A 25,767-nucleotide genomic window follows, 5' to 3' on the forward strand; every position below is an offset into this window, starting at 1 on the left:
ACTGAGCAAGCCCATGAACCTGAACGAACCGCGCGACCTGGCGCCCCTGCTCGAGGCCTTTTTGCTGGCCTCGGGCAAACCGCAATCCCTTGAGCGCCTGTACGAATTGTTCGAGGAAGCCGAGCGCCCGGAACCTGCGGTATTCAAGAAGGCCCTGGAGGTGCTGCGCAAGTCCTGCAATGGCCGCGCCTTCGAGCTCAAGGAGGTGGCCTCGGGTTACCGCCTGCAGATCCGCGAAGACTACGCACCCTGGGTCGGCCGGCTGTGGGAAGAGCGCCCGCAGCGCTACTCCCGGGCCCTGCTGGAGACCATGGCGCTGATCGCCTACCGCCAGCCCATCACCCGCGGCGAGATCGAGGACGTGCGCGGTGTGGCGGTCAACACCAACATCATCAAGACCCTGCTCGAGCGCGAGTGGATCCGCATCGTCGGCTACCGTGAAGTGCCGGGTAAACCGGCGATGTTCGCCACCACCAAGGCCTTTCTCGACCACTTCAACCTGAAGAACCTCGATGACCTGCCGCCGCTGGCCGAGTTGCGCGAGATGGAGCCTGAGCCCGAACCGGTACTGGAACTGGACGATGCCCCGGTACCGGCGCACCTGCAGGCCCTGGCCGATGCCAGTGCCGAGCCGCAAGAGCCCCAGGAAGAAACCAGCTTCCGCAGCCTGTTGACCGAACTGGACGCCATGGAAGAAGGGCTCAAGACCGATTTCGATGACCTGGTCGACGACACCCAGGTGGATCTGGACGACGAGCCGTTGGCAACCGAACCGCAGACGCCGCATCAGTAACCCTGGCCTTCGGGCGGATAGACCCGGCAACTTTTGCAATTTCGGCTAGTCTCAGGTGCGTTCACGTCGCGATCAGCGTATGATACGCGACCCTTTTTGGCGCTTGTTCGCCATACCAGATTTTCGTAAATACACCGGGAGGTGCCCAGCATGAGTGAAAAAGACCTGCAAGAAACCCAGCCATTGCCGCCATCAGGCGAGAAACTGCAAAAAGTTCTCGCCCGTATCGGCGTGGGCTCGCGCCGCGACGTCGAGGCCTGGATCAGCCAGGGCCGGATCAAGGTCAATGGCGTCAATGCCACCCTTGGCCAGCGCGTCGACCTGCACGATGCGATCTCGGTCGACGGCCGCGTGATCAAGCGCGAAGAAGCTGCCGAAACCGTGCGCCGGGTGATCATGTACAACAAACCCGACGGTGAGATCTGCACCCGTGACGACCCGGAAGGCCGTCCGACCGTGTTCGACCGCCTGCCACGGCCGAAAGAAGGCCGCTGGATCAACATCGGTCGCCTCGACATCAACACCACCGGCCTGCTGATGTTCACCACCGACGGTGAGCTGGCCAACCGCCTGATGCACCCGTCCTACGAAATGGACCGTGAGTATGCCGTGCGTGTGCGTGGTGAAGTCGACGAAGACATGATTGCCCGCCTCAAGGCCGGTGTCGTGCTCGAAGACGGCCCGGCGCGTTTCACCGACATCCAGGAAGCCCCTGGCGGTGAAGGCTTCAACCACTGGTACCACTGCGTGGTGATGGAAGGTCGCAACCGTGAAGTACGCCGCCTGTGGGAATCCCAGGGCCTGGTGGTCAGCCGTCTGAAGCGCGTGCGTTTCGGCCCGGTGTTCCTCAACTCCGACCTGCCGATGGGCCGCTGGCGCGAAATGAGCCAGCAGGAAGTCGACATTCTTGCCGCCGAAGTGGGCCTGACCCCAGTGGCCATGCCGGCCCTGAACCACAAGAGCAAGGACAAGCTCGAGCGCCTGCAGCGCAAGTCCACCCGTCCGCTGGGCCGTGGCGAGCGCGTGCGCACCCTGCGTCCGGCCCAGGATGGCGCTGCAACCGGCGAGCGCCCTGCGCGCCAGCCTCGTGGTGAAGCCGAGCGTCCGGTTCGCCAGCCCCGTGGCGACGAGCGTCCAGCCCGTCAGCCGCGTGGTGAAGCGCCGCGCAAGGACAGCGGCCGTGGCAGCAGCACCGTGGCCGAGCGCCCAAGCGACATGAACAAGCGCGGCAAGCCGGCGCCCAAGCGTCCGGGCAGCACCCGCAACAAACCGCGCCCGTAAGTCGGGCCGGTTAAACAAGCCAACCTTCGGGTTGGCTTTTTTTTGCGCAAATTTCCTTGTCTTACAGACACTTCCGTAAGCCGTGGAAAGTTTTTACACCATTGTGTAAATAAATCGTCACAAATGTCAGCCGGTACACGGGCCCTGGCTGGAGATTTCTATGGGTGTAAACAGAACTTGCCGAAAGCCCCGGGCCAGGGCGCTTTACCTGCCCGTCAACAGCTTGTTCGCAGGCCCCGGGAGCGGTGAGATAGGCGCCATTGCCGTGTGCAAAGCCGGGCCGGAGAGCCGGGCATTCAATAAGAACAAATGGAGGCGCCATGTACGCCGATTACCTCCCCAGGCTAGAACCCTTCCTCAGGACCGGTGCGTTTTGTCGTCAGACAGTCACGCAACGTGTTGACCCCTGCGCGTCTGTAGGGGTATACAATGCGCCGCGTTTTAACTGTGACCCCAATGCGTACCGCGCACTCTTGCTGACACCCGGCTGATTCGCCCACGGCTTATGCCCTGGACGGGCAGCAGTTGGCCAAGATCCTCAAGGTAATCACCTTGTTAATTCCGCTGCGCCACGAGCGCGGTGGGTCCGATTCCGTCACAGATAAAAACAAGCAGGTGACTTCGTTCATGAGTGGACAAAACACGCATTCAGGCGAGCTGAAACGCGGCCTGAAAAATCGCCATATCCAGTTGATCGCCCTGGGCGGTGCAATCGGTACCGGGCTGTTCCTGGGTTCGGCCGGGGTGATGAAGTCGGCGGGCCCGTCGATGATCCTCGGCTATGCGATCTGTGGCTTCATTGCCTTCATGATCATGCGCCAGCTCGGCGAGATGATCGTCGAAGAGCCGGTGGCCGGCTCCTTCAGTCACTTCGCGCACAAATACTGGGGCGGTTTTGCCGGCTTCCTGTCGGGCTGGAACTGCTGGGTGCTGTACATCCTGGTGGGCATGTCGGAGCTCACCGCCGTCGGCAAGTACGTGCACTACTGGTGGCCGGAGATCCCGACCTGGGCCTCGGCGGCTGCTTTCTTCATCCTCATCAACGCGATCAACCTGGCCAACGTCAAGGTGTTCGGCGAGGCCGAGTTCTGGTTCGCGATCATCAAGGTCCTGGCCATTGTCGGCATGATCGCCCTGGGCAGCTGGATGCTGGCCAGCGGTAGCGGCGGCCCGCAAGCTTCGGTGAGCAACCTGTGGGAACACGGCGGCTTCTTCCCCAATGGCGTCAGCGGCCTGGTCATGGCCCTGGCGATCATCATGTTCTCCTTCGGCGGCCTGGAAATGCTCGGTTTCACCGCCGCTGAAGCCGACAAGCCGAAGACTGTGATCCCCAAAGCGATCAACCAGGTGATCTACCGCATCCTGATTTTCTACATCGGTGCCCTGGTCGTGCTGCTGTCGCTGACCCCATGGGACAGCCTGGTCACCAGCCTCGATGCCGCCGGTGGAACCTACGGCGCCAGCCCGTTCGTGCAAGTGTTCTCGCTGCTGGGCAGTGATGTTGCTGCGCACATCCTCAACTTCGTGGTGCTGACCGCGGCGCTGTCGGTGTACAACAGCGGTACCTACTGCAACGCCCGTATGCTCTACGGCATGGCCGAACAGGGCGATGCCCCGGCGGGCCTGGCGAAGATCGACAAGCGCGGTGTGCCGGTGCGTTCGATCCTGGCTTCGGCAGCGGTGACTCTGGTTGCAGTGCTGCTCAACTACTTCATCCCGCAGCACGCGCTGGAGCTGCTGATGTCGCTGGTAGTGGCCGCCCTGGTGATCAACTGGGCGATGATCAGCTACTCGCACCTGAAGTTCCGCCAGCACCTGAACAAGACCGGCCAGACTCCGCTGTTCAAGGCGCTGTGGTACCCCTATGGCAACTACATCTGCCTGGCCTTCGTGGTGCTGATCCTGGGCATCATGCTGCAGATCCCGGGCATCCAGATCTCGGTCTACGCGATTCCGGTCTGGCTGCTGGTGATGGTGGTCTGCTACAGCCTGAAAACCAACCGCAGCAAAGCGGCGGCAGCGGCTACCCCGGCCTCGCTCAAGCGCTGATTCGCACGGTTGAAAAAACGCCCCGGTTATCCGGGGCGTTTTCGTTTACAGGTAGATGATCTCGATCGTCGCCGAGCCGTCGAGGTGGATGTCCTGGCGGTTGTCCAGCTCGCTGGTGGCGGCGATCACCGGCATGATGTTGATTGGCGTGCTCAGGTGGCGGATGGCGATCGGGCCGTTGCTGTTGTTCTCGACATCATTGAAGCCGAGCAGGGTGGTGGTGGTCAGCGCTTTGCTGGTGCTGCCTGCGGTGCTCCAGCCGGTGCCGCGGGTTGACTGGGTGAGGTACACCGCCGGCAACTGGTCGGCGCTGATGTGCAACGGGTCGATCTGCACCTCGTACAGGCCGATTTTGTTCTCGCTGGCATCGCGGCCCAAACCGTAGAAATTCAGCGAATCGACCACCGCCGTGCCCTCGCGGTTGTCCTGCATTAGCAGGGCATAGCGCGCCGGGCTGTCGCACTGGATCGACAGGTTCAGCTGGCGCGTGGGCAGGCGCGTGCGCTTGTCGCTGTTAAGGCTCTGCAGGCTGATCTTGCCGTAGTCCACCACCCCGCCCTGGGACAGCAATGGCGTGCAGGCCGCTGGCTGGATCTGCCATTGCAAGGCCAGTTCGGCAGTGCTGCCGGAGGCCGGGGCAGCGAACTGCCCGCTGCTGCGCAATGAGGTCGACTCGCGCACTTCGAAAGCCTTGGCAGACAGCTCGGCTTCGAACACCAGAGTCAGATTCAGGCTGCGGCCTTGCACGGCTTTGCCGGCCCGGACCGGGACCATGCCGCTACGCGGCTGCCAGCCCAGCGAGGCGCTGGCCGGGCCCGGCACGGCGCCGGTTTGTTCGATCCGGGCCAGGTCAACGCGTTCGCCGTCGACCACGGCATCGGCGGCACGTATTCGGTAGTGCCCGCCAGCGGCGAGTTCGAAGCGCTCGCCGTCCAGGGCATTGGCTGTATAGAACACACTCAGGTCGGTGCTTTCGCTGCAGCTCAGGGCCAACTGCGCGGATTTCTCCGGCAGTGCCAGGCCTGGGCTGCCGGGCTGCAGGCGGCTGCGGTCGAGGGTGCCATAGTCCAGCGGCGTCGGCGTGATCTGTAATCGGCATTCATTGGCGAAGGCTGTCAGCGGCAGGCCGAAGAGCAGGAGCATTGCAAGCTGGGGTTTGTACCGGGTGTTCATGATTTGACGCATCCTCACCAAAGCGGTGTATGGAAGGACGACACAAGGTGTAGCTGCCGTCTGGCGTCATGTCGTCGCGAAGGGGGGTCAACTGCAGGTGCGTTGGGCCTGGGTGTAGTAGCTGTCGCTGCTGGCGCCGGTATCCGGGTCGAGGGTGACGCGGCATTCGCGGGCCTGGTGGTCGCTGATGATCAGGTGGCCGATGTCGGCGCTGTTGTCGATGAACACCAGCCCGCCCGGTTGCACCAGGTTGATGAAGCGCCCACGGTCGTCGAACACCGACGCGCCGCTGGGCAATGGCTGGCCGCTGCTGTCGAGCAGGGTCAGCAGCAGCCGACGGACACTCCAGGCGCGGAAACTCAGGCGCGGCACCGCGCCGCGAGTGGCGCGCAGCACGCCGGCGCCCTGGTCGACGTTGATGTGGGTCGGCAGGCTCTGGGTGTCGACCTCGACCGGGCTTTTGCCATAGGCGGTGAGCGAGGCCACCACCGCGTTGCCGGCATGATCGGTCCACACTGGGCCGCTCGGGGTGCTGGCCTTGACTCCGGGGGTCTCGGTGACCGAGAGGATCGCGAAGGTATCGCGGATCGGATAGGGCGAGGGGGTGATCCCGGCACCATGCACGGCTATGCCGCCGCGCAGGCCGAGGTTGTAGTTGCTGTTGTCGCCGTCGCCGCTGTAGTTCAGGTCTAGCTGGGTGTAGCGAGGTAATGCCGAAAGCCCGGCGCTGGCCAGGGTGCTGGAATCGCCGGAACGATGTTCGGCGCCCAGGCGATAGCCAAGGCTGTCACTGACCTGCTCGTTGTAAGCCACCGTGCTGGTGGTACTGCTGTCGTTGTGGCGCACGCTGCTGCGCAGACGCCGGCGACCATCCAGGGGGATGCTGGCGCTGAAATACACGGCGTCGTCGTTGTAGCCGTCGCTGCTGCCCAGGGCTTTTTCCACCGTCGCCGAGAATGTGACGCCGCCGTAGCTGTTGCCCCAGGACAAAAACAGCCGTTGCGTGCTGTCGTGCTCGTAGTAGGTGCTTTGCGTGTACCCCAGGTTGAGGCTGCCCAGGGCGCGGCTGGCCCAGCGCAGGCTGGTGCTGAACTGGTCGCGGTAGCTGGAGGCGAACTGATCATTGTTGCGGTAGGTGCTGTCGAGCAGTTCGCGGTAGCCGCGGCTGCGGTGGTTGGCGGCCACCAGGCTGCTCCATTGCTCGTGCATTTGCCAGTTGAGCTGGCCGCCCAGTTGCGCGCCCTGCTGGTCGAGGCTGCTGGCTTGCGCGCCGATGGCAAACACCTCGGTGCTGAGCTGTGGCGTGAGCGCGGTGCCGAGGCTGGCGCCAAGGCTGCGATAGCCCTGGGCGAGGATCAGGCCGCTGCTGATGACCGAGGTATTGCCCAGCGCGCCGCTCTGGCCCAGGCTCACCACCGCCGGGTCGTCGCTGCCATGGCCATGGCTGCGCACCACGCCGGCGCCGACGCTGTAGCCACTTTGCGGGCGGGCGCTGGCGGCGAGGCTGGCCGGTACGCGAAAGCGCCGTTGCTCGCCATTGGTTTCGATCACCGTCACTTCCAGGTCCGAACGCGAAGTGATGCGCGGGATGTTGGTGAGGGTGAAGGGCCCGGGCTGTACCACAGTGCTGTACAGCAAGGCGCCGTTCTGGTGCACCTCGACCCGCGCCTGGCTGTTGGCGATGCCCTGCACGCTGGCGTTGTCCAGCTGCGAGAGCAGGCCATACTCCGGCGTGAGCTGCGCGCCAATGATCTGCGCGCCGTTGAGCACCGGGTTGACCAGGCTGATCTCGCCGGCCTGGAACAGGCTGCGGTGCTGGGCGAAGCTGCGTTGCACATAGGTGTCGAGCATTTCGCTGCGCATCTTGCCATCGAAGCGGCTGTGCACCTGGCGGCTGCGCAGGATCCAGTTGTCCAGGTTCAGGCCCAGCTCGGTATTGGCTGCGGCATAACGGCTGGACTGGCCATCGTAGCGGTTGAACGAGCTGAAAATGTCGTAGTTCAACAGCCCGGCAATGCCGCCCTGGCTGTAGTCGTCGGACAATTGCCGCTCGTCCAGCAGCGCCTGGTCCGGTACGAACAGTCGCACCTGGTGCTGACCGGGCTGCAGTTCGACCTGAGCCTGGGGGAAGGCCGTGGCCAGGGCCAGGCAGTCCGGATCGGCAGGCTGCTCCTGGGCATCCAGGGTGGTGGACCACTCGGCGGGTTGGCGCAGCCCGGCGAAGGCCAGCAAGGGATTATCGACGCACAGGCTGCCATCCTCGCCGAAGCGCGCCTGGGTAGTGCCCCTGTCACGGCCGTTGACGCTCAGGCTGATCTGCTGACGCCCTGGCGGGAAGCGGGTTTGCCGGCCAAACAGGGCAGCAAGCCTGGGGTCGATACCGCGCTGGCGCAGGACCTCCTGGTCGAACACGCTGTGCCCGGGCGCTGCGGCTTCATTGGCGGCTCGCGCCGGTTTGAAGGTCTCAAGTCCCAGCAGGGTCAGGCACAGGCCCAGTATCAATTGCTCGCGTGGTCGCGGTTTGCCAATGGCATTGACGATGACCTTCACAGGATGCGCGCCTCGTAAGGATCGACCGCAAAGCCATAGACCGTGGCCGGCTGAAAGCGCACGGTGTTGGCCGCAGTGGCGGCATCAGGCAAGTCGAGGGTGATGGTTTGATTGGCCAGCAGGTAGGTGCGGCCAAGGTCCAGGGCGTGCTGGCCGGGCAACAGTTTCAGCTCCTGGGCCAGGCGCACCACGTAGGGGGTGTTGTTCTCCACCCGCAGTTGCTTGCCGTCGATACGCCAGCTCAGGCCTTTCCACGGTTCGCTGTTGCGCGCCAGGCCCTTGGGGTGAAGGATAACCGGCAGGTTCTGGCGCACGCCGAAGTTGACCCGCATGGCCCCGGGATCGCCCGGTGCGGTTTCGCGGATACCTTCGAAGATCACCCGGCGCAAGCGTTGGGTCTGCAGCGGTTCCTTGCCTACATAGTGGAAGATCACCTGTTGTTCTTTGCCGGCTTCGACCCGCGCCACGGTGGGCTGGACCACCAGCAGGTTGTCAGTGTCTTCGCTCGGGTTTTCGATGAACACCGCCAGCAGGGCGGCATGCGGGTCGGTATTGGTGACCACGAAGTCGCTGCCATTGGCGCGGGCTTCCTCAACGATCACCACCGAGGTTCTGGGCACCATACCGTCGGCGTGTGCCTGCATCAGGGGTAGGGTGCAGATGAAAATCGCAGGCAGCAGGCTGCCAGCAAAGGATTTGCACGCAATAGTCATGGTTGTAAGGTTCTTGTGCGGCGTCGGGCGCAGCTCCCCTCAAGCTGCATCCGGCAGGCTCATGGTGGGGGAGTGCGCTGGCCGTGGGTCATGGCCGGGGTGCGAGGGGTCCCTGTTCGCGCCCCTTGGGGGCAGCGGTCAGAGGTAGACGACTTCGATGGTCGCGCTGCCGTCGATGGGGATGCTGCCGTTTACTACCAGGCTCTTCTTGATGAAACCTCGGACGTCCATCATCACGTTGACGTTCCTGATAGGTTCAAGGCGATGACTTATTCTTGAGTTGAATCCGGTTCGACTCAACGGCACTCTACTGGCATTGAGCAGGTTTCCACGGTCGTCTCCCATGCCGTCCCAGGACTGGCCGCCATCGTTCGAATAGAAATTGAACCCTTGTTCACCATCGACCAGGGTGTTTTCAAACTCCCAGGTCATCATGTATGAGCCGATGCTTTGGTCCTGGTGCATGCCCAGTCCGAAGGTGTAGTCCCGTGGGTCTAGGGTGTCGAGGCGATTGTCGCGGGTCATCAGGGCAAAAGTGGTTGCGGCGTCGCAGTCGATTGCAAGGCTCAGGGTCTTGACAGGCAGCCTGTAATTGGTCGAATCGCCTTCCAGATCGGTCAGGGACACCGCGCCGTAGTCGATCACGCCGCCATTGCCCAGGGTTGGCGAACAGGCGGCTGGAGTGATGGTGCCGGTGACAGTCAAGTCGGTGGTGGCGGCGAAGGTGTTGGCGCTCACCACGCCTATGAATACAGCAAGGGTCAGTACGGAAGTTTTCACGGCAAATTCCTGTTGGATGTTGGCGCAGGCTAGCGGCCCGCTTGTCAGAGGTAGACGACTTCGATAGTCGCGCTGCCGTCGAGCTCCATGGCACCGTTCAGGGTCAGACCTTTGTTGATGCTGCCGCGGATGTCCATGATGACATTGACGCTGCTCGCCGGAGCTGGGCCCACGCTGCTACCGGTAGAGCTAAAGGCTGCGCGATAGTCAGGAGCTCTTCCGGCGTCTTGAAGTATGCCGTCCATGATGTTGGTCCAGGTGTTGCCGGCATCCTCGGAGGCCAGGTGGGTGCCCGGTGCGCCGTCGACAATGGTGTTTTCATGGTCCATGGTCATGCCGAAATAACCGATAGCCTGGTCCAGGTGATTGCCGAGCCCGAACAACCAGGCATTGGCAGGACTGCTGTCGCGGCGGTTGTCGTTGGTAATGAGCGCAAAGGTGGCCGGGGCGCTGCATTCGATCGAAAGATTCAGGGATTTGGCCGGCAGTTTGTAACCGATTGAGGTTTCTTCAAGCTCGGTCAAGGACAGCGAGCCATATTCGACCAGGCCGCCATTGCTCAAGGTTGGCGTGCAGGCGGCAGGGGTAATGGTGCCGGTTACGGTCAGGTCGGTCGTGGCGGCCATGGCATTGGCGGTGGCCAGGGTCATCAGCACAGCAAGGGACAGTACGGACTTTTTCACAGCGGTTTTCCTTTTAAGTGTTGGTGGTGGGTGTTGCGAATGACCCGTTTTTCGAGCGCAGCAGTCCGTTCCCTGTCGCTGGTGGCAGGGAAAGACCTGGGCATTCGCCGGGTTCTTTTTGGCGGTCGGTGAAGGACCGTTACGCGTGGGCGTTCTGTTACCCGCTAGAGGTACTGCAACTCGATGGTCATGTGCCCATCGAGTAGCGCCTCATCGACATGGGTCATGTCATTGCGCAGCCAGCCGGCCACGTCCAGGCGCAGGTTGAGGACTTCGGCTGCGCTAGGGCTGGTCTGCCCGCGCAGGGCAAAGCCCAGGCGCGACTCGGGCTTGTCGCCCAGGTGCTCGAAACCGCTGCCCGGGACTTTCACCCAGGTGCTGCCACTGTCTTCGGAGTACAGGGTGTCGGCCGGCAGGTTGTCGAGGGTCGCGCCGTTGTCGGGCCAGGTTGCGCTGTAGAAACCGATGGCCTGGCCGCTGGTGGTGGAACCCAGGCCGAAGGCTTTGGGCAGGGGGATCGAGCTGCTGTCGCGACGGTTGCCGGTGGCTACCAGGGCAAAGCGGGTGGCACGGTCACAGGTGACGCTGAAGGTCAGGCTGCGCGGCGCCAGGACCGAGTGGTCGGGGATGCCGGGCTGCGGAGTGAGATCGGGCATGCTGATGTTGCCGAAATCGACCTGGCCATTGCTGGAGAGCGACGGCGTACAAGCTGCAGGAGTGATGGTGCCGCTGATATTGACGTCGGTACTGCTGGCATGAGCGCCAGCACTGACAAAGGTCAGCAGTGCGGTCAGGGTGCACAAAGGCTTGGTGTTCATTATTCGGTCCTTTGAAAATGAATGAACCTCCGCGCCGTGATTGGTCTTATGGTGGGGCCGGCAGCGGATGGCTCGTCAGGCGCGCTAGGCATGCCTGCTGTACCAGTTACCAGGGCGAACCCTGATCCTGTGTCATCCGTGACGATTTTTCACACGTTTTGGCTAGACGATAGAACGTGCGAATGTTTGGTTTTATGTGCTTTGCTTGGCCTTGCCCAGGAGTAAACAGCGGGGGCATAGTGCTCGGCAAGGCTGTCTGTGTTGTTCGGATGCCGATTATGCACAAAAAAATGTTCTTGTAAAGGGGTTTTGATTGAAAAATTGTGCAACAACTGCACCGAAATCGGCAGAAAGCGGTGAACGATTGCGTCAGGAGCGTACCCGCCTGGGCCTTCGCCAGGATGATTTCGCCCAGCTTGGCGGGGTCAACCGCAATACTCAGGGCAGCTATGAAAAAGGCGAGCGCAACCCGGACGCGGCGTATCTTGCGGCGGTCGCCGGGGTTGGTGTCGATGTGCGCTACGTGATCACTGGCGTGCGCACGATCGATGATGGCGCTTCGTTGAATGAACCGGAACAGCGATTGCTGGCTCAGTACCGATCATTGGCTATCGCTGACCAAGAAGTTGTGCATAGAATTGTCGGGGCCATGCACGACGCGAAGGGTAGTGGCGCATAGCTATTATCTCAATTTTCCTACGAAACGCTCGGAACGGTCCTGGTGGGTCCGCAGGGAATTGCTCGTAACGTCGATGCATTCAGTCTCGCTAGGGAAGGGTGATCATGTCGGAGCATAAAACCTGCGCATTCAACACGGAAAGTAACGCTTCGCCTGTGCAACGCTTGAGTGAAGTCGAAAACGAGCTGCTGATTTTGTTTCGCCAGTTGTCCCCGGTGGACCAGGGCTGCGTACAGCGTGTAGCCCAGGTGCTGTGCCTGGGGGCGCAAGAGGCCGAGCGGGGACGCTGCCGAATACCTGAGTCAGCCTGAATGTTTGATCAAAGGATGTGTGATGTTGCAGTTATCCAACGCGGTGCAGATCCCGGACGACGAGATCGAGTTGACTGCCATCCGCGCCCAGGGCGCCGGCGGGCAGAACGTCAACAAGGTCTCCAGCGCCGTGCACCTGCGTTTCGACACCCAGGCTTCGTCATTGCCAGCGTTTTACAAGGAGCGTCTGCTGGCGCTGAGCGACAGCCGCATTACCCGTGACGGGGTGATCATCATCAAGGCCCAGCAGTATCGAACCCAGGAGCAGAACCGCGCCGATGCCCTGGAGCGCCTGCGCGAACTGATTCTTTCGGCGACCAAGGTGGAAAAGGCGCGGCGCCCGACCCGGCCGACCCTGGGCTCGAAAACCCGGCGCCTGGACACCAAGAGCAAGCGCGGCGCCATCAAGGCCGGGCGCGGCAAGATCGATTACTGAGGCTAATGCCGCGGCGGTTGCAGGCGGGCCTGGCGGTACAGGTACAGGCTCAATAGCAGGCCGCAGAACGACGCGCCGGCGGCAAAGACAAAGATCGAAGCGAAGCCGAACCCGGCGGCAATTGCCCCGGCCAACGGGCCGGTGATGCCCAGCGACAGGTCGATGAACAGCGAATAGGCGCCCACGGCCGCGCCGCGATTGGAGGCGGACACCAGGTTCACCGCTTCGACGCCGAGGGCCGGAAACACCAGCGAGAAACCAAAGCCGCTCAACGCCGCACCGGCCAGGGCCAGCTCGGCGCTCGGTGCCTGCCAGAGCAACAGCAGGCCGAGGGTTTCTACCGACAGGCAGGCGATCGCCACCCGGTACCCGCCCATGCGATTGATCAAATTGCCAAACAGCAGTCGCGCGCCAATGAAGCAGGCGCCGAACAGGCTCAGGCACAGGGCCGCGTTGTCCCAGTTGTGGCTGGCATAGTACAGGGTGACGAAGGTGGCGATGGTGCCAAAGCCGATCGAGCCCAGGGCCAGCCCTGAACCATGGCCGAATATCCGCCCGAGCACGTGCAGGAACGGCAGGCGTTCACCCGCCACTATCGGGGCGGCGGTTTTCGGCCAGGCCAGCGCCAAACCCAGTACGCACAGCAGTAAAATGCTGGCGCCCATGCTCCACAGGCCGAAGCGTTGCACCAGTTCCACGCCCAGCGGCGCGCCGATGGCCAGCGCGCCGTAACTGGCGATGCCGTTCCAGGAGATTACCTTGGCGGTGTGTTGCGCACCGACCCGGCCAATGCCCCAGCCAATGGAGCCCGAACCCACCAGGCTTTCGGCACTACCCAGCACCAGGCGCCCGACTAGCAGGCTGGCCAGGCTCAGCCAGGGCGCATGTTGCAGCCACGCCGAAAGCAGCATGAACACGCCGCTCAAGCCGCAACCGGCCAGGCCATAGAGCACCGCGCGCTTGCTGCCCAGGTTATCGATGAGGCGGCTGGCGTAGGGGCGGCTGAGCAGAGTGGCCAGGTACTGCACGCTGATCACCAGGCCCGCGACCACGGCACCGAAGCCCAGGTCGTTGTGCACATAGCCAGGCAAGACGGCCAGGGGAATGCCGATGTTCAGGTAGCCGATAAAGGTAAACAGGACGATGGAGACGACTTGCAGGGTGACCGCAAGGGGGCGCGGTGAGTCGGGCATGTGCGGGCTTTCGTAGAGGGGGAATTCTTGACGGTGTGAAAACGTGTTGACGGGGTGGTCCCTGCATCAGCCGTTTTCACACAGTCTGATCGTTGCGCGAGTTATTCCTGGTCGGCGCTGGAAGTTTCGTCGCCGTCGTATTCAGCCTGGGCTGGTTCGGCGCTGTGAGTGGCAGGAGTCTGCTCTTCTGGGTTCAGGCTTGGGAAGGGAAGATTCGGGATTTCATGCATCTCGTCGTTCCTCGCAAGTGTGTGGAAAGGCTGCGCAAGGCGCGCATGGGCTTGTGAAAGCCTGTGCAGGATACAGGAGTCTGAATGACAGTATGAATTTTCCTGCTTAATGGCCATCGCGGGGCAAGTCGGATCGCCGCACCGCCGCTCCCACAACTGTCTGTGGGAGCGGCGGTGCGGCGATCCGACTTGCCCCGCGATGCTTTTAACGACAGACGTCAGCGATGGCTGCAGCCAGTGCTTCAAGGCGTGCCGCATCGGCGCCGGCGATGTTCGCCCGGCCAGTGCCAACCATGTACACGCTGTGGCGCTCACGCAGTTGCTTGACCTGCTCCGGTGACAAGCCGGTGTAGGAGAACATCCCGCGTTGCTCGGCGATGTGCGCGAAACGTTCGCTCAGGCCGTGGGGCGCCAGGGCCTCGACCAGACCGACCCGCAGCTCGGCAATGCGCTGGCGCATGGCCTCGACTTCTTCGACCCACAGGCGCTTGAGGTCGGTGTCGCCAAGAATCTGCGCCACTACCGCCGCGCCATGATCCGGTGGTGTCGACCACAGGTTGCGCGCCAGCAATGCCAGTTGACTACGCACATCCAGCAGCTTGTCGGCATCGTGGCTGCACACCAGCAGAGCGCCGGTGCGGTCGCGATAGAGGCCGAAGTTCTTCGAGCAGGAACTGGTAATCAGCAGCTCAGGCAGTTCGGCGGCGAACAGCCGTACCGCCCAGGCGTCTTCTTCCAGACCATCGCCAAAGCCCTGGTAGGCGAAGTCGATCAACGGCAGTAACTCACGGCGGCGCACCACCTCGAGCACGGCGCGCCAGTCGTCCTGGCTCAGGTCAAATCCGGTCGGGTTGTGGCAGCAGGCGTGCAGCAACACTACGTCGCCCTTGGGCGCAACTTCCAGGGCGGCCAGCATCCCGGCGACGTTCAGACGGTTGTCGGTGCCGACATAGGGATAGTGGCTGACCTTGAGGCCGGCGCCGGCGAAGATGGTTTCGTGGATGGGCCAGGTCGGATCGCTCAGCCAGATGCCGCGGCCCGGCAGACAGTGTTCGATGAACTCCGCCGCCAGGCGCAGGGCACCGGTGCCGCCCGGGGTCTGGGTAGCGCCGGCACGCTGCTGGCTGAGCAGCGACGAGTCACTGCCCAGTACCAGTTCGCTGATCAGTCGGCCAAAGGCCGCATCGCCATGACCGCCGACGTAGCTCTTGCTGGCCTGTTGCTCAAGCAGGCGCTGTTCAGCCTGTTTGACCGCGGCCGGAATCGGCGTCAGGCCCTGGGCGTCCTTGAACACGCCGACACCGAGGTCGAACTTGTTCGGGTTGCTGTCCTTGGCATACGCCTCCATCAGTCCGAGGATCGGATCGCCGGGTACGCGCCCGATGGCGCCGAAGTGCATTACTTGCGGCCTTCGGCGGTGCTGGCGACCTCGTCGGTGCGCGCGGCCATGATGAAGTCGTTACGGTGCAGGCCCTTGATCGAGTGGCTCCACCAGGTCACGGTGACTTTGCCCCACTCGGTCAGCAGGCCTGGGTGATGGCCTTCGGCTTCGGAGATTTCGCCAACGGCGTTGGTGAAGGCCAGGGCGTGCTTGAAATTCTTGAACAGGAAAACTTTTTCCAGCTGCATGATGCCGTCACGGACTTCGATGTTCCAATCCGGGATCTGCTTGATCAGTACCGGCAGTTCTTCGTCGCTGACCTGTGGAGCATCGGCACGGCAGGCTTCGCAGTGGGCTTGGTTCAAGGCGTTCATAAGGTTTTCCGCAAGTGGTTTGTTATTGGTTTGCAAGGTCGCTCAGGCGGCGACCTTGGGTGGAAATTTCGGTGCGTGCAGGCCCATCTTCATTGCCGTGTGGACCATGCCCATGATGTCTTCGTGGGCCAGGTCGAACAGGCGCTTGAGGTTGGGCAGGGCAAAGTACAGCGGCTGCAGGATATCAATGCGGTACGGCGTGCGCATGGCTTCCAGCGGGTCGAAGGCCTGGTGCTCGGGCTCGCCGGACAGGCTGTAGACGGTCTCTTTCGGTGAAGAAAGAATGCCGCCGCCGTAGATCTTGCGACCTTGCGGGGTGTCGACCAGGCCAAACTCGATGGTCATCCAGTAGAGGCGGGCGAGGTACACGCGCTCTTCCTTGGTGGCCTGCAGGCCGAGCTTGCCATAGGTGTGGGTGAATTCGGCGAACCAGGGGTTGGTCAGCAGCGGGCAGTGGCCGAAGATCTCGTGGAAAATGTCCGGCTCTTGCAGGTAGTCGAGTTCTTCTTCGGTACGAATGAAGGTGGCTACCGGAAAGCGCTTGCTGGCCAGCAGTTCGAAAAAAGTCTGGAAGGGGATCAGGGCAGGTACCCGGGCAACTTGCCAGCCGGTGGTGGCGCCCAGCACCTTGTTGATCTCACCCAGCTGCGGGATACGGTCGTGAGGCAGGCCCAGCTGTTCGATGCCGTCCAGGTATTCCTGGCACGCGCGGCCCTCGATCACCTTCAATTGACGGGTAATCAGGGTGTTCCACACCGCGTGTTCCTGCTGCGGGTAGTCGATAAAACCCTGCGCATCGGGCTCGCGAGCCACGTATTGCGTCTGTTTCATGCTGCTCTCCTGCTGAGGGCCATTCTTGTTATGTGTTCAAGCCATTGCCCTAGTGATAACCCGCATTGGTCCGGTTTGCAGCGTCCTGACGGCAGCTTCGCGCTCGAACTGCCTCGGATTTTGTAACGATAACTTTACGAAATACCCAGCATCCCGAAAAAACGGGTGCTTTAATCCTTGAAGCTGCGGCCATCTGTCACATAATCTTTACGACTATTCTTGGCTCGCTGCAAAAACTTGCTTGCCATGGCGCGTACCAGACCTTCTTGTAGGACATTTCATGCGTATTAAAGTGCATTGCCAGAACCGCATCGGCATCCTGCGCGACATTCTCAACCTGCTGGTGGAGTACGGCATCAACGTCGCCCGCGGTGAGGTCGGTGGCGAGCATGGCAATGCCATCTATCTGCACTGCCCGAACCTGATCAACCTGCAGTTCCAGGCCCTGCGGCCGAAATTCGAATCGATCGCCGGGGTGTTCGGGGTCAAGCGCGTCGGCCTGATGCCCAGCGAGCGTCGGCACATGGAGCTCAATGCCTTGCTCGGCGCACTGGATTTCCCGGTGCTGTCGATCGACATGGGCGGCTCCATTGTGGCTGCCAACCGCGCTGCGGCGCAGCTGCTCGGGGTGCGTGTCGACGAGGTGCCGGGCATTCCGCTGTCGCGTTATGCCGAGGATTTCGACCTGCCGGAGCTGGTGCGGGCGAACAAGTCGCGTATCAACGGCCTGCGGGTCAAGGTCAAGGGCGATGTGTTCCTCGCTGATATTGCGCCGCTGCAGTCCGAGCACGACGACAGCGAAGCCCTGGCCGGTGCGGTGTTGACTCTGCACCGCGCCGACCGCATAGGCGAGCGCATCTATAACGTGCGCAAGCAGGAGCTGCGTGGCTTCGACAGCATCTTCCAGAGTTCGCGGGTGATGGCTGCGGTGGTGCGCGAAGCGCGGCGCATGGCGCCGCTGGATGCACCACTGCTGATCGAAGGCGAGACCGGTACCGGCAAGGAGTTGCTGGCCCGTGCCTGTCACCTGGCCAGCCCCCGTGGCCAGGCGCCGTTGATGGCGCTCAACTGCGCCGGCTTGCCCGAGTCCATGGCCGAGACCGAACTGTTCGGTTACGGCCCGGGGGCGTTTGAAGGCGCGCGGGCCGAGGGCAAGCTGGGGCTACTGGAACTGACGGCAGGCGGCACGCTGTTCCTCGATGGCGTCGGTGAGATGAGTCCTCGCTTGCAGGTAAAACTGCTGCGTTTTCTGCAGGACGGCTGCTTTCGTCGGGTAGGCAGTGATGAAGAGGTGTACCTGGATGTGCGGGTCATCTGTGCCACCCAGGTCGATCTGTCCGAGTTGTGCGCCCGTGGCGAATTCCGCCAGGACCTTTACCACCGCCTCAACGTGCTGTCGCTGCATATTCCGCCGCTGCGCGAATGCCTGGATGGCTTGCCGCCGCTGGTCGAGCACTTTCTTGACCAGGCCAGCCGGCAGATCGGTTGCCCGCTGCCCAAGCTTGCGCCAGCGGCCATGGAGCGTTTGAGCCAGTACCACTGGCCGGGCAACGTGCGGCAACTGGAGAACGTGCTGTTTCAGGCCGTGTCGCTATGTGACGGCGGGGTGGTCAAGACTGAACATATTCGCCTGCCGGACTACGGCGGCCGGCAACCCTTGGGCGAGTTTTCCCTTGAGGGCGACCTGGGGCAAATAGTCGGGCGTTTCGAGAAGGCAGTACTGGAGCGCTTGATGAGCGAATTTCCCAGCAGTCGGGCGCTGGGTAAACGCTTGGGAGTTTCCCACACCACTATTGCCAACAAGTTGCGTGAACATGCAGTCGGCAAAACGGATTAATTAATCTGGCGTTAATAAAGTATGGGTAATACAGGCAGGTTATTAGTTGCAGGTGTACTGTCCAAATAGTGCAGCGCGCCTCGTTGAATGCCAACCGAGGCGCTGCAGGCGGTCAACCCGTTGGATCAACCGTTCGAGCACCCGTTACCCATCACCCGGTACTCGAGAATGTGGCGCTTGCCCTGGGAATCTTCGTAGGTCATGCGCGCCGGGACCACTTCGCAGACATTCGGCACTTCGCTCATGGAAATGACCTTGGCGATGTCCAGATGTTGCGAGTAACTGTACTGTTCAACCGGAATCTGCTCGGCGCCGCCATTTGCAACTTCGTCGGCCATCGCCACGCTGCAAAGACTACCCAGTGCCAATACCAGTAAAGCTTTCATCTTCATTTTTACCTGTCTGAGGTCGTAAGGGGGCACGCAGCGCTTGTGGCGCCGCGTGTACAGCAGGATCAACTATCACGATTATTTGCCGATTAACTTCCCTTCGTGGGGGGCTACAAGAAAGTTAATCGTGGTGCCGTTGCTGGCGAGGTGAATTCTAGGAGTGCGGCCTGCGCTTAAACAGCCACGGTTTTGATAAACACTGTTGGCAGAAACTGTAACAATCGCCTGGCAGACTGCCGGGTAATTTTATTTTTTCGCCGTGCAGACCCGGCCTTGAGCCTTCGCGGTTTGTCGCAGGGAGAAAAGACGAGGGCGTTACTACCAACGTCGAATGGCCGGCGCAGTCTGGTACAGTTACAACGAGGTCATACAAAAACAACTATTACACCGAGGTAACAAAGATGAGTGCGGCTCCCCTGTATCCCGTTCGTCCCGAGGTTGCGGCCAAGACGTTGACCGACGAGGCGACCTACAAGGCCATGTACCAGCAGTCGGTGATCAACCCGGACGGCTTCTGGCGCGAGCAGGCTCAGCGCCTCGACTGGATCAAGCCTTTCACCAAGGTCAAGCAGACCTCCTTCGACGACCACCATGTCGATATCAAATGGTTTGCTGACGGCACTCTGAACGTTTCCTACAACTGCCTGGACCGCCATCTGGCCGAGCGCGGCGATCAAGTCGCGATCATCTGGGAAGGCGACGACCCTTCCGAACACCGCAACATCACCTACCGTGAACTGCACGAGCAAGTGTGCAAGTTCGCCAACGCCCTGCGTGGCCAGGATGTGCACCGCGGTGACGTGGTCACCATCTATATGCCGATGATCCCCGAGGCCGTGGTCGCCATGCTGGCGTGCGCCCGCATCGGTGCGATCCACTCGGTGGTGTTCGGCGGCTTCTCGCCCGAGGCACTGGCCGGGCGCATCATCGACTGCAAGTCGAAGATCGTCATCACCGCTGACGAAGGTCTGCGTGGCGGTCGTCGCACCGCACTCAAAGCCAACGTCGACCTGGCCCTGACCAACCCCGAAACCAGCAGCGTGCAGAAGATCATCGTCTGCAAGCGCACCGGTGGCGACATCGCCTGGCACCAGCACCGCGACATCTGGTACGAAGACCTGATGAAGGTTGCTTCCAGCCACTGCGCGCCGAAGGAAATGGGCGCCGAAGAAGCGCTGTTCATCCTCTACACCTCCGGCTCCACCGGCAAGCCCAAGGGCGTGCTGCACACCACCGGCGGCTACATGGTCTACGCCGCGCTGACCCATGAACGGGTGTTCGACTACCGTCCGGGCGAAGTCTACTGGTGCACCGCCGACGTCGGCTGGGTCACCGGCCACAGCTACATCGTCTACGGCCCGCTGGCCAACGGCGCGACCACCGTGCTGTTCGAAGGCGTGCCGAACTATCCGGACATCACCCGCGTGTCGAAGATCATCGACAAGCACAAGGTCAACATCCTCTACACCGCGCCGACCGCCATCCGCGCGATGATGGCTGAAGGTCAGGCTGCCGTCGCCGGTGCCGATGGTTCCAGCCTGCGCCTGCTGGGCTCGGTGGGCGAGCCGATCAACCCGGAAGCCTGGAACTGGTACTACCACACCGTCGGCAAGGAGCGTTGCCCGATCGTCGACACCTGGTGGCAGACCGAAACCGGGGGCGTGCTGATCAGCCCGCTGCCAGGCGCTACCGCGCTCAAGCCGGGTTCGGCGACCCGTCCGTTCTTTGGTGTGGTGCCGGCCCTTGTGGATAACCTTGGCAACCTGATCGAAGGCGCCGCCGAAGGCAACCTGGTGATCCTCGATTCCTGGCCGGGCCAGTCGCGCTCGCTGTACGGTGACCACGACCGCTTCGTCGACACCTACTTCAAGACTTTCCGCGGCATGTACTTCACGGGTGACGGTGCCCGTCGCGACGAAGACGGCTACTACTGGATCACTGGCCGCGTCGATGACGTGCTCAACGTCTCCGGCCACCGCATGGGTACCGCCGAGATCGAAAGTGCCATGGTCGCCCACCCGAAAGTCGCCGAGGCCGCAGTGGTTGGCGTGCCGCACGACATCAAGGGGCAGGGTATCTATGTCTACGTCACCCTCAATGGTGGCGTCGAGCCAACCGAGCAACTGCGCCTGGAGCTGAAGAACTGGGTGCGCAAGGAAATCGGCCCGATTGCCTCGCCGGATGTCATCCAGTGGGCGCCCGGCCTGCCGAAAACCCGCTCGGGCAAGATCATGCGCCGCATCCTGCGCAAGATCGCCACGGCCGAGTACGATGGCCTGGGTGATATCTCGACCCTGGCCGATCCGGGTGTGGTGCAGCACCTGATCGATACCCACAAGGACATGAGCAAGGCTTCGGCCTAAAGGTATCGCGGGGCAAGCCCGCTCCTGCACAGCGATCGGGTCCACGCAAAGCCCTGCCGGGTTACTCCGGCGGGGCTTTGTGCTTTCTGTTACTTCGACAATCATCGGTAACCCTTCTGTCACCGCTTTTGCACAAAAGCGGGGCATTGCGAAACGCCACCGTACGTTTTCAGGGCATTTCAGCCACCCGTTTTCGCCTGCTGAAACGCTGCGCTTGCCGGATTAGAAGGCTTTGCCAATAATAGGCCCGCTTATTGCTTCATTGATTGGTTATTTGTCTTTTGCTTTTGCATATTCCGTGAAAGCTGTCAATATCCGCGCCCCCGCGTTCCTGCGCTTCTGTAACTAGTTGTCGCATTGAAGAAATATCGGCTTCGGAGCTGTCGTTAAAATGCCGATCACTCGCTCGTCGCGTCTGCTTCAATGCCGACCCTGCGCAGCTCGCGTTGTACCCATTCGCATATCGGGCAGTTCTCAACCCTGCCTCGTATTGCCCTTTACCGATGGAGTTCCAGATGAAGAAACTCGCACTGCTTGGCGCCCTGGCGCTGTCCGTGTTTTCCCTGGCAGCGCTGGCTGATGAGAAACCGTTGAAAATCGGGATCGAGGCCGCCTACCCACCGTTCGCTTTCAAGCAGCCTGATGGCAGCATCGCCGGCTTCGACTACGACATCGGTAATGCCCTGTGCGAAGAAATGAAGGCCAAGTGCACCTGGGTCGAGCAAGAGTTCGACGGCCTGATCCCGGCACTGAAAGTGCGCAAGATCGACGCCATCCTGTCGTCCATGTCGATCACCGACGATCGCAAGAAGTCCGTGGACTTCACCGGCAAGTACTACCTGACCCCGGCACGCCTGGTGATGAAGGAAGGTACTGCGGTCAGCGAAGGCCTGACTGAGCTCAAGGGCAAGAAGATCGGCGTGCAGCGCGGCTCGATCCACGATCGCTTCGCCAAGGAAGTGTTCGGTGCGCAAGGCGCCACCATCGTTCCTTACGGCACCCAGAACGAAATCTACCTGGACGTCGCCGCTGGCCGTCTGGATGGCACCGTCGCCGATGCTACGCTGTTGGAAGACGGTTTCCTGAAGACTGATGCCGGTAAAGGCTTCGCCTTCGTTGGCCCATCGTTCACCGACGCCAAGTACTTCGGTGACGGCATCGGCATTGCCGTGCGCAAAGGCGACAAGGCCAACCTGGATCGCATCAACGCTGCCATCGCGGCCATCCGTGCCAACGGCAAGTACAAGCAGATTCAGGACAAGTACTTCAACTTCGACATCTACGGCCCAGACGCCAAGTAAATCGTCGACGTTTCACCTGTTCAATGGTGCAAGCAGCAGAGACTCTGAGGTTTGCACCATTTTTTCATCCCTAAGGTCGAGGACCTCATCATGTTGAAAGGCTACGGGGCAGTCATCCTCGACGGAGCGTGGCTGACGCTACAGCTCGCCTTGTCGTCCATGGCCCTGGCCATCGTGCTCGGTCTGATCGGTGTGGCGCTGCGTTTGTCGCCAGTGCGCTGGCTGGCCTGGCTCGGCGATCTGTATTCCACCGTGATCCGCGGGATTCCCGATCTGGTTCTGATCCTGCTGATTTTCTACGGCGGCCAGGATCTGCTCAATCGCGTCGCGCCGCTACTGGGCTTTGACGACTACATCGACCTCAATCCGCTGATGGCGGGTATCGGCACCTTGGGCTTCATCTTTGGTGCCTATCTGTCGGAAACCTTCCGCGGGGCGTTCATGGCCATTCCCAAGGGGCAGGCCGAAGCCGGCATGGCCTATGGCATGAGCAGCCTGCAAGTGTTCTTCCGGGTGCTGGTGCCGCAGATGATTCGCCTGGCGATCCCCGGCTTCACCAACAACTGGCTGGTCCTGACCAAGGCAACCGCACTGATTTCGGTAGTGGGCCTGCAGGACATGATGTTCAAGGCCAAGCAGGCGGCCGATGCCACCCGCGAACCTTTCACCTTCTTCCTGGCGGTAGCGGCGCTGTACCTGGTGATCACCAGTGTTTCGCTGCTGGCCCTGCGTTACCTCGAGAAGCGCTACTCGGTTGGCGTAAAGGCGGCTGATCTATGATTTTCGACTACAACGTCATCTGGGAAGCGCTGCCGCTGTACCTGGGCGGCCTGCTGACCACCCTCAAGCTGCTGGCGCTGTCGCTGCTGTTCGGTTTGCTGGCGGCGATCCCGCTGGGCCTGATGCGGGTCTCCAAGCAGCCTTTGGTGAACATGAGCGCCTGGCTCTATACCTACGTGATCCGCGGCACGCCGATGCTGGTGCAGCTGTTTCTGATCTACTACGGCCTGGCCCAGTTCGAAGCGGTGCGTGAAAGCTTCCTCTGGCCGTGGCTGTCCAGTGCAACCTTCTGTGCCTGCCTGGCCTTTGCCATCAACACCAGCGCCTATACCGCCGAGATCATCGCCGGCAGCCTCAAGGCCACGCCCCATGGCGAGATCGAGGCGGCCAAGGCCATGGGCATGTCGCGGGTCAAGATGTACCGCCGCATCCTCCTGCCATCGGCCCTGCGCCGGGCGCTGCCGCAGTACAGCAACGAAGTGATCATGATGCTGCAGACCACCAGCCTGGCGTCGATCGTCACCCTGATCGACATCACCGGTGCGGCGCGCACGGTCAACGCCCAGTACTACCTGCCGTTCGAGGCCTACATCACGGCCGGCGTGTTCTACCTGTGCCTGACCTTCATTCTGGTGCGCCTGTTCAAGCTGGCTGAGCGCCGCTGGCTGGGCTACCTGGCGCCGCGCAAGCACTGACGGCCTGCGCCCACTTTTTCGCCCTGAGCGTTAGCTCAAGACTGACTGCTTTGTGAGAATCGACAGCATGTACAAACTCGAAATCCAAGACCTGCATAAACGCTACGGCAGTCACGAAGTGCTCAAGGGCGTGTCCCTGGCGGCCAAGGCAGGCGACGTGATCAGCATCATCGGCTCCAGCGGTTCGGGCAAAAGTACCTTCCTGCGCTGCATTAACCTGCTCGAGCAGCCGCACGCGGGCAAGATCCTGCTCAACAACGAAGAGCTGAAGCTGGTAGCCAACAAAGATGGCGCGCTCAAGGCCGCCGATCCCAAGCAGCTGCAGCGCATGCGTTCGCGCCTGTCGATGGTGTTCCAGCACTTCAACCTGTGGTCGCACATGACCGCGCTGGAAAACATCATCGAAGCGCCGGTGCACGTGCTCGGCATGTCGAAGAAAGACGCCCTGGAAAAAGCCGAGCACTACCTGGCCAAAGTCGGTGTCGCCCACCGCAAGGACGCCTATCCTGGGCATATGTCCGGTGGTGAGCAGCAGCGCGTGGCGATTGCCCGGGCGCTGGCCATGGAGCCGGAAGTGATGCTGTTCGACGAGCCGACCTCGGCGCTCGACCCGGAGCTGGTTGGCGACGTGCTCAAGGTCATGCAGTCGCTGGCACAGGAAGGCCGGACCATGGTCGTGGTCACCCACGAAATGGGCTTTGCCCGTGAGGTGTCGAACCAGCTGGTGTTCCTGCACAAGGGCCTGGTGGAAGAGAGCGGCAACCCGCGCGAAGTGCTGGTCAATCCGCAGTCGGAACGTCTGCAGCAGTTCCTCTCGGGCAGCTTGAAGTAAGATTGCCGCTTTGCACCAAAATGGGTCATGCTGCGTATCAAGCGCAGCCTGACCAGGCTCTAACTTCTTGACCTCTCTCAGGTTTCGGACCGCATCCCATGACCACCCAGCGAATCGGTTTTCTCATCTGGCCCAGCACCAAAGCCCTGACCCTGGCGCTGGCCGAGGAGGTGTTGCGGGTAGCACAGAAGGTTCATCCGGAAGTGGTCTACGAGTTGTCCTTCCTGCAGGCCGAAGCGCCTGGCGAGGGTGCCTGGCGCCTGCCGGGCGAGCCGTGGGCGGGCAAGCTCGAAGGCTGTCAGAAGCTGTTCCTGCTGGCGGACGAGCCGCCGCAGGCCGTGGCCTCGAGCCTGGCCAGCGCACTCAAGCAACTGGTGCGTGCCGGTTGCGTGGTCGGCGGCTTGTCGGCGGGGGTCTATCCGTTGGCGCAACTGGGCCTGCTCGATGGTTACCGGGCCGCAGTGCACTGGCGCTGGCAGGATGATTTCGCCGAGCGTTTCCCCAAGGTCATCGCCACCAGCCACCTGTTCGACTGGGACCGCGACCGCCTGACAGCGTGCGGCGGCATGTCGGTGATCGACCTGTTGCTGGCGGTGCTGGCCCGCGATCACGGTGCCGAGCTTGCCGGTGCGGTGTCGGAAGAACTGGTGGTCGAGCGGATTCGCGAGGGCGGCGAGCGCCAGCGCATTCCGCTGCAGAACCGCCTGGGCTCCAGCCACCCGAAGCTGACCCAGGCCGTGCTGCTGATGGAAGCCAATATCGAAGAGCCGCTGACCACCGACGAGATCGCCCAGCATGTATGCGTCTCGCGCCGCCAACTGGAGCGGATCTTCAAGCAGTACCTCAATCGCGTGCCGAGCCAGTATTACCTGGAGCTGCGGCTGAACAAGGCCCGGCAGATGCTGATGCAGACCAGCAAGTCGATCATCCAGATCGGCCTCTCTTGCGGGTTTTCTTCCGGGCCGCATTTCTCCAGTGCCTATCGCAACTTCTTCGGTGCCACGCCGCGCGAAGATCGTAACCAGCGACGAAGCAGCAGCCCGTTCGAACTGTCTTCGGTACCCGCCGAGCGCGGTTGATTTTTGATCGCGGGGCAAGTCGGGTCGCCGCGATCGAACCGCCCATACAGAATCTCCCGCATATTCCCCGCAGCGTTTAAACTGCGCCTTTGCGACCCTATTTGTCGCATTGCCGTAAGCCTTGGTAAAACAGGGTTTGGCGCTATAAGAAGTTGTCGCTTGGCGGCAAGGTCAGGCGCCGATCTGTCCTTACAATCCCCCCATCGCTCGCCAGTT

General features: G+C 61.9%; 24 protein-coding genes and 1 pseudogene. 13 read left to right on the top strand and 12 right to left on the bottom strand.

Going from position 1 to position 25,767, the window contains the following annotated elements:
* Positions 1–13: 13 nt before the first annotated feature.
* From scpB to ACZ9A3_RS04110, 3 genes and pseudogenes are all read left to right on the top strand, one after another.
* Positions 14–772: pseudogene (scpB, locus tag ACZ9A3_RS04100) on the top strand (SMC-Scp complex subunit ScpB); the annotation flags it as partial.
* 171 nt (positions 773–943) lie between these two features.
* On the top strand, positions 944–2,074 hold the full coding sequence (gene rluB / locus ACZ9A3_RS04105) for a 23S rRNA pseudouridine(2605) synthase RluB (protein ID WP_045200126.1): 1,131 nt from the start codon (positions 944–946) through the stop codon (positions 2,072–2,074).
* A gap of 627 nt (positions 2,075–2,701) precedes the next feature.
* Positions 2,702–4,123 carry an amino acid permease gene (locus ACZ9A3_RS04110; protein WP_045200547.1) on the top strand — a complete coding sequence of 474 codons (1,422 nt, stop codon included), beginning with the start codon at positions 2,702–2,704 and terminating at the stop codon, positions 4,121–4,123.
* A gap of 45 nt (positions 4,124–4,168) precedes the next feature.
* Here the strand turns inward: ACZ9A3_RS04110 and ACZ9A3_RS04115 are convergent, their stop codons facing one another.
* The 6 genes from ACZ9A3_RS04115 to ACZ9A3_RS04140 form a co-directional block, all read right to left on the bottom strand.
* Entirely contained in the window at positions 4,169–5,296 is a 1,128-nt protein-coding gene (locus tag ACZ9A3_RS04115) for a DUF1120 domain-containing protein (protein WP_476252171.1), read from the bottom strand.
* Positions 5,297–5,383: 87 nt separating this feature from the next.
* The gene (locus ACZ9A3_RS04120) at positions 5,384–7,846 is read right to left on the bottom strand and encodes a fimbria/pilus outer membrane usher protein (RefSeq protein WP_476252172.1); all 2,463 of its coding nucleotides are present in this window, start codon (positions 7,844–7,846) and stop codon (positions 5,384–5,386) included.
* On the bottom strand, positions 7,843–8,559 hold the full coding sequence (locus tag ACZ9A3_RS04125) for a fimbria/pilus chaperone family protein (RefSeq protein WP_093385785.1): 717 nt from the start codon (positions 8,557–8,559) through the stop codon (positions 7,843–7,845). Before ACZ9A3_RS04125 ends, ACZ9A3_RS04120 begins: the two co-directional genes overlap by 4 nt.
* A gap of 138 nt (positions 8,560–8,697) precedes the next feature.
* Entirely contained in the window at positions 8,698–9,339 is a 642-nt protein-coding gene (locus tag ACZ9A3_RS04130; protein ID WP_256326755.1) for a DUF1120 domain-containing protein, read from the bottom strand.
* A 44-nt stretch (positions 9,340–9,383) separates the two neighbouring features.
* On the bottom strand, positions 9,384–10,022 hold the full coding sequence (locus ACZ9A3_RS04135) for a DUF1120 domain-containing protein (protein ID WP_258597000.1): 639 nt from the start codon (positions 10,020–10,022) through the stop codon (positions 9,384–9,386).
* A 164-nt stretch (positions 10,023–10,186) separates the two neighbouring features.
* A complete protein-coding gene (locus ACZ9A3_RS04140) occupies positions 10,187–10,840 on the bottom strand; it encodes a DUF1120 domain-containing protein (protein WP_093385776.1) in 654 nt (217 codons plus the stop codon).
* Between the two features lie 313 nt (positions 10,841–11,153).
* On the opposite strand from ACZ9A3_RS04140, the gene ACZ9A3_RS04145 reads away from it, so the two are divergent.
* From ACZ9A3_RS04145 to arfB, 3 genes are all read left to right on the top strand, one after another.
* Entirely contained in the window at positions 11,154–11,519 is a 366-nt protein-coding gene (locus ACZ9A3_RS04145) for a helix-turn-helix domain-containing protein (RefSeq protein ID WP_249744369.1), read from the top strand.
* Between the two features lie 104 nt (positions 11,520–11,623).
* Positions 11,624–11,830 (top strand): hypothetical protein, encoded by a 207-nt coding sequence (locus ACZ9A3_RS04150; protein WP_093385766.1) that lies wholly within the window; start codon positions 11,624–11,626, stop codon positions 11,828–11,830.
* 22 nt (positions 11,831–11,852) lie between these two features.
* Positions 11,853–12,266 (top strand): alternative ribosome rescue aminoacyl-tRNA hydrolase ArfB, encoded by a 414-nt coding sequence (gene arfB, locus ACZ9A3_RS04155; protein WP_093385761.1) that lies wholly within the window; start codon positions 11,853–11,855, stop codon positions 12,264–12,266.
* Between the two features lie 2 nt (positions 12,267–12,268).
* On the opposite strand, the gene ACZ9A3_RS04160 is transcribed toward arfB, so the two are convergent.
* The 5 genes from ACZ9A3_RS04160 to phhA form a co-directional block, all read right to left on the bottom strand.
* Positions 12,269–13,459, bottom strand: coding sequence for an MFS transporter (locus ACZ9A3_RS04160; RefSeq protein ID WP_093385756.1), 1,191 nt, complete (start codon positions 13,457–13,459; stop codon positions 12,269–12,271).
* A gap of 101 nt (positions 13,460–13,560) precedes the next feature.
* Complete coding sequence (locus tag ACZ9A3_RS04165; RefSeq protein WP_256326754.1) at positions 13,561–13,689, bottom strand: hypothetical protein; 129 nt, start codon at positions 13,687–13,689, stop codon at positions 13,561–13,563.
* A 205-nt stretch (positions 13,690–13,894) separates the two neighbouring features.
* Entirely contained in the window at positions 13,895–15,088 is a 1,194-nt protein-coding gene (locus ACZ9A3_RS04170) for an amino acid aminotransferase (protein ID WP_093385751.1), read from the bottom strand.
* Complete coding sequence (locus ACZ9A3_RS04175) at positions 15,088–15,444, bottom strand: 4a-hydroxytetrahydrobiopterin dehydratase (protein WP_036994257.1); 357 nt, start codon at positions 15,442–15,444, stop codon at positions 15,088–15,090. The genes ACZ9A3_RS04170 and ACZ9A3_RS04175 overlap by 1 nt, the downstream gene beginning before the upstream one ends.
* A gap of 42 nt (positions 15,445–15,486) precedes the next feature.
* On the bottom strand, positions 15,487–16,275 hold the full coding sequence (gene phhA, locus ACZ9A3_RS04180) for a phenylalanine 4-monooxygenase (RefSeq protein ID WP_045200144.1): 789 nt from the start codon (positions 16,273–16,275) through the stop codon (positions 15,487–15,489).
* 280 nt (positions 16,276–16,555) lie between these two features.
* Between phhA and ACZ9A3_RS04185 the strand changes: the two genes are divergently transcribed.
* A complete protein-coding gene (locus ACZ9A3_RS04185; RefSeq protein ID WP_093385747.1) occupies positions 16,556–18,112 on the top strand; it encodes a sigma-54-dependent transcriptional regulator in 1,557 nt (518 codons plus the stop codon).
* A gap of 125 nt (positions 18,113–18,237) precedes the next feature.
* Here ACZ9A3_RS04185 and ACZ9A3_RS04190 read toward each other — a convergent pair whose 3' ends face one another.
* The gene (locus ACZ9A3_RS04190) at positions 18,238–18,498 is read right to left on the bottom strand and encodes a DUF2790 domain-containing protein (protein WP_045200148.1); all 261 of its coding nucleotides are present in this window, start codon (positions 18,496–18,498) and stop codon (positions 18,238–18,240) included.
* A gap of 404 nt (positions 18,499–18,902) precedes the next feature.
* On the opposite strand from ACZ9A3_RS04190, the gene acs reads away from it, so the two are divergent.
* The 6 genes from acs to argR all read left to right on the top strand — a co-directional run bounded on the left by acs (position 18,903) and on the right by argR (position 25,551).
* Entirely contained in the window at positions 18,903–20,864 is a 1,962-nt protein-coding gene (gene acs, locus ACZ9A3_RS04195; RefSeq protein WP_045200150.1) for an acetate--CoA ligase, read from the top strand.
* Between the two features lie 515 nt (positions 20,865–21,379).
* Complete coding sequence (locus ACZ9A3_RS04200; RefSeq protein ID WP_045200152.1) at positions 21,380–22,165, top strand: ABC transporter substrate-binding protein; 786 nt, start codon at positions 21,380–21,382, stop codon at positions 22,163–22,165.
* 90 nt (positions 22,166–22,255) lie between these two features.
* Positions 22,256–22,945 carry an ABC transporter permease gene (locus ACZ9A3_RS04205; protein WP_045200553.1) on the top strand — a complete coding sequence of 230 codons (690 nt, stop codon included), beginning with the start codon at positions 22,256–22,258 and terminating at the stop codon, positions 22,943–22,945.
* Positions 22,942–23,640 (top strand): ABC transporter permease, encoded by a 699-nt coding sequence (locus ACZ9A3_RS04210; RefSeq protein WP_130263707.1) that lies wholly within the window; start codon positions 22,942–22,944, stop codon positions 23,638–23,640. Before ACZ9A3_RS04205 ends, ACZ9A3_RS04210 begins: the two co-directional genes overlap by 4 nt.
* Positions 23,641–23,707: 67 nt before the next feature.
* Positions 23,708–24,472 (top strand): ABC transporter ATP-binding protein, encoded by a 765-nt coding sequence (locus ACZ9A3_RS04215; protein WP_045200156.1) that lies wholly within the window; start codon positions 23,708–23,710, stop codon positions 24,470–24,472.
* A gap of 98 nt (positions 24,473–24,570) precedes the next feature.
* Entirely contained in the window at positions 24,571–25,551 is a 981-nt protein-coding gene (gene argR, locus ACZ9A3_RS04220) for a transcriptional regulator ArgR (RefSeq protein WP_010226652.1), read from the top strand.
* Positions 25,552–25,767: the final 216 nt, after the last annotated feature.

This window comes from Pseudomonas sp. TE4620 (assembly GCF_056279045.1).